Annotated in this window: 3 protein-coding genes; 2 read left to right on the forward strand and 1 reads right to left on the reverse strand. The window is 73.0% G+C overall.

Going from position 1 to position 3,847, the window contains the following annotated elements; genetic code table 11:
* The first annotated feature begins 811 nt into the window (after positions 1-811).
* Positions 812-1,660 (forward strand): SigB/SigF/SigG family RNA polymerase sigma factor, encoded by an 849-nt coding sequence (locus tag ACYVE9_RS18510; protein WP_461028996.1) that lies wholly within the window; start codon positions 812-814, stop codon positions 1,658-1,660.
* On the opposite strand, the gene ACYVE9_RS18515 is transcribed toward ACYVE9_RS18510, so the two are convergent.
* Complete coding sequence (locus ACYVE9_RS18515; RefSeq protein WP_461028997.1) at positions 1,646-2,665, reverse strand: PAS domain-containing protein; 1,020 nt, start codon at positions 2,663-2,665, stop codon at positions 1,646-1,648. The genes ACYVE9_RS18510 and ACYVE9_RS18515 overlap by 15 nt on opposite strands.
* Positions 2,666-2,774: 109 nt before the next feature.
* On the opposite strand from ACYVE9_RS18515, the gene ACYVE9_RS18520 reads away from it, so the two are divergent.
* Entirely contained in the window at positions 2,775-3,533 is a 759-nt protein-coding gene (locus tag ACYVE9_RS18520; RefSeq protein WP_461028998.1) for an ANTAR domain-containing protein, read from the forward strand.
* Positions 3,534-3,847 lie beyond the last annotated feature (314 nt).

Genomic DNA, 3,847 nt, shown 5'->3' on the forward strand with positions numbered 1-3,847 from the left:
CGCCCGCCCGGGTCGCTCCGTGGCCGCGTACCGGCGCGACGGCCGGCCGCTGTGCCCGCCGGGCGCGGTTCCGACGCCGTGTTGCTGGAACACGCATGCACATCGACTCCTCGGGTGTACGGGTTGCCGGTCGTGGAGGGCGCTGTCGGCCCGCCGGGCGAGAGCGCCGACGCCGGGCCGAGTCCGGCGTACGGGGACCGGTGGGAAGCTCGGCCGGGCCCTCGGTGAGAGGCCGCCGCTGCCGGTGTGTGACGGTCGGCGCACGGGGCGCAGTCGCCGCTCCCGTGGGTGGCCGCCTGCCCCGGGCGGACGGCGCCACACCTGAGTCCTCGCATCCTTACCGGTGGACGGCAGGCTGGGACCGGCACCGTCACCCGTGCGGTCATACCGGGGTCGTGCGGTCCGCGCACGAGGCCCGAGAAACCGGGGACGGCTGCGTTGTCGCTGGTCTTGGCCATGAATCCGGCTCCGGAATCGTGGGCGGGTGCCGTTGGTGGCCGATCTTCGGGAGGAGGGTACGGACGGACCGGTCCGCCCGTACCCGCTTGACTGAGCCTTCTCCCAAGGGCAGCGGGCGGACCCTCGGTCCTCCGCGGACCCTGCTTCCGGGCTCATGCGACCGGGTAACCGGGTGAAGGGTGGGCAAAACACCGTTTCGGGGTGTTGGCCCCGGGTAACCGTCCTTGTGTGCTTCGGACTGGAGGCACATCCGTGGGAGCGGCGTCAGGCCGCCCCGGGTGCAGATTCCCGGTCCGACCTGTGTCTCCTCCCACGATGATCACCGCAGTCTCCATTCGCGGGAGTGAATCCCATGACACCCGTACAGACCCGTGCCAGGCATGCCCGGCACCCCCACAACGACGCGCCCGACACCGCCGCCCAGTTCGAGCGCATGGCTGAACTTCCCGAGGGTCCGGAGCGAGACCGGATCCGCCAGGAGGTCATCCAGGCGTGGATCCCGATGGCCAAGCGGCTGGCGCGCAACTTTCGCAATCGCGGTGAATCCCTGGAAGACCTGGAGCAGGTGGCCTCGCTCGGACTGGTCAAGGCCGTCGGCCGCTACGACCCCTCGCGCGGCTGTGCCTTCGAGAGCTTCGCCGTGCCGACCATCGTCGGTGAGGTCAAGCGCCACTTCCGCGACCATCTGTGGGGCCTGCACGTGCCCCGCCGGGTCCAGGAACTCCGCAACCGAGTGCGCACGGCCTACCGCGAGCTCAGCACCAGCCTGGACGGCCGCACCCCCGGCATCGCCCAGCTCGCCGAGCACACCGGCCTCACCGAGGACGAGGTGCGCACCGGGCTGGAGGCGCTGGAGAGCTACAGCACGCTCTCCCTCGACGCCGAACTGCCCGGCGCCCAGGACGGCTACTCGCTGACCGACACGCTCGGCGCCCCCGAACCAGGCTTCGACCTCGTCATCGACCGGGAGGCCGCTGCGCCGCGGCTGCGGCAGCTTCCCCAGCGCGAGCGCGAGATCCTCTACCTGCGCTTCTTCTGCGACATGACGCAGAGCCGCATCGCGGAACACCTGGGAATATCGCAGATGCACGTCTCCAGGCTGATCAGTCGCACCTGCGACCGGCTCGGTGCCGAGATCGCGGACGACCGGGCGGGAGCGGACCGTGCCGAGCGGGAGCTGGCAGCGTCAGCGCCCGTCTAGGGCCAGCGCCAGATGCCGGCCGATGCGGTCCGCCACGCCCGCCTCGGCCAGTTCGAAGGGCCGCCTCGTACCGAGACGCAACAGCGTCAGCACCCCGAGCACGGGTGCGTCCTGACCGGTCCGCAGCGGCACGCACAGCAGGGAACCGACCTCGGTGCGCCCCAGCAGGGACGCGCCGTGCGCGTCCCTGCCCAGCGCCTCCGGGTCCTCCGGGTGGAGCTGGAGTGCTTCCGCGCCCTTGCGCAGAGCGGCTTCGATCAGTGGTGAGTCCTCCGGTCGCGCGGCGGCCAGGGCCTGCCGTACCTGCTCCCGCCCGGCGCCGGTGGCGACCGCCACCCGCCGGGCGGAGCCGCTCCTCTCTCCGGCCAGGTCCACCACGACCCAGTCGGCCAGGGCGGGTCGCAGTACGTCACCCGCGCCGGCCGCCACCTCGTCCGCGGACCTCGCCCGCAGCAGGGTCGCGGTCATCTCGTCGACGAGGTCCATGAGTTCGGTGTGGCGGGTGATCGTCGCCGTACCGCTGACCCGTTCGGACGCGCCGCGGGCGGCCCCCGGACCGCCGGTGGCCGCCTCCTCCGGCGTCGTGCCCGCGTCCTGCTGGAACACGGCCACCACCAGGGTGTGCGGCTCGTGCCGCGTGAGCACCGGGGTGAGCGTGGTGCGCAGGGCCATTCCCGGCCATCGCCCCTGCTCGGGCGGGCGGAGCAAGCGCACGGTCAGGCTGCGTCCGCCCTCGTCGCGGGCGACGGCCGCCACCTGGGACCGGAACGCCGCCCGTTCGGCGTGGGCGAGCGCGCCTGTCAGGCCGCGAGCCGAGGCGTAGCCCTCACGCATGCCGAACAGCCGCGACGCCGCGGGGTTGAGGCGCCGCACGACGCTGTCGCGGTCCAGCAGCACCACCGGCAGCGGCAGCCGCTGGAAGACCGCGCGCAGCAACTCGTGCTCCGTGGCCCGTCCACGGCTTCCACTCGCCCGCTCTGCAGAGGTGTCCTTCGAGTCCGCCATACCCCCAACCTAGCCGGGGGGGCATACCGGTCGGTTCGTTTCCGCTCGAACAGACCGGGCATATGTTCACACGTCACCCGACGCCCACGCCTCCCGAGGAAGCAGCCGCATGTCCCTCCACTGCCAGGGCGTGCCCTTCGAGAACGCCCCGAAGGTGTTCGCCGAGCAACCCGAGGGCGGGTCCCCGGCGCGCAGTCTGGCGCAGCTCGCCGAACGGGTGGCCAGGGCGAGCCGCGACTGCTGGGCGGTCGCCGTCACCGTCGCCGACGGATCCGAGGGCGACGACCCCCTCGGCAACGAACACGTCGCGCTCACCCACCCGGACCTCTCCGCGCTGCTGGAGATCGAACGCCGGGGTGCCGGCGGCCCCTTCACGGACGCACTGCGGAGCCGCCGCCTCGTCGGCTCGGAGGACCTGCTCGACGAGCGGCGCTGGCCGGAGTACCGCGCCCGCGCCCTGGAGATGGGCCTGCGTTCGGTGGTGGCCCTGCCCTGCGGACGGGACGGCCTCACCATCACCCTCTCCCTGTACGGCGTCCGCCCGCGCCGACCCGAGGACGCGGTGGACGGCGTCATGACGCTGCTGGGAGACCTCACCGCCGGAGAGCTGATCCGCGACCACCAGTACCGGGAGGTGCTCGTCCAGGTGGCGCAACTCGACGCGGCGCTGCGCAGCAGGCCCGTCGTCGACCAGGCGAGCGGCATCATCATGCACATCGCCGGGTGCGACGCCGACGAGGCGTTCACCCTGCTGCGCAGTCTCTCCCAGCACTCCAACCGCAAGCTGTCCGAGCTGGCCGAGGCCGTTGTCAGTACCCGCGGGCGAGGCCTCGAACAGCAGCTCCGCCGCTTCCGGGAGGCCCGGTAGCAGCCCGGCGCCGCGCCGGAGCACGTCCGTAGCCGCGGTCGGCCCGCGTCGGCTTCGGGGAGCGCCTCGGCGGGGCGAATCCGCCGCTGACGCTTCCGTGCGGCGGGGCCGCGAGGTCTCTGCCACAGTGGAAACGTCGTGAGTCGACGGACGGCGGTGGAGGCGCGTATGCGGGTCGGCACCCACCCGGAGAGCGAGGTCGCCCGGGAGGCCGGCGGATACTGGCGGCGACGGGGCCTGCCGACCCGGCCGGAGCAGGTGGCCGTGGCGCCCGGCGTGGAGCTGATGCTGCTGGCCGTGCTCGCGGCGGCCGG

It is taken from the genome of Streptomyces sparsus, assembly GCF_054776295.1.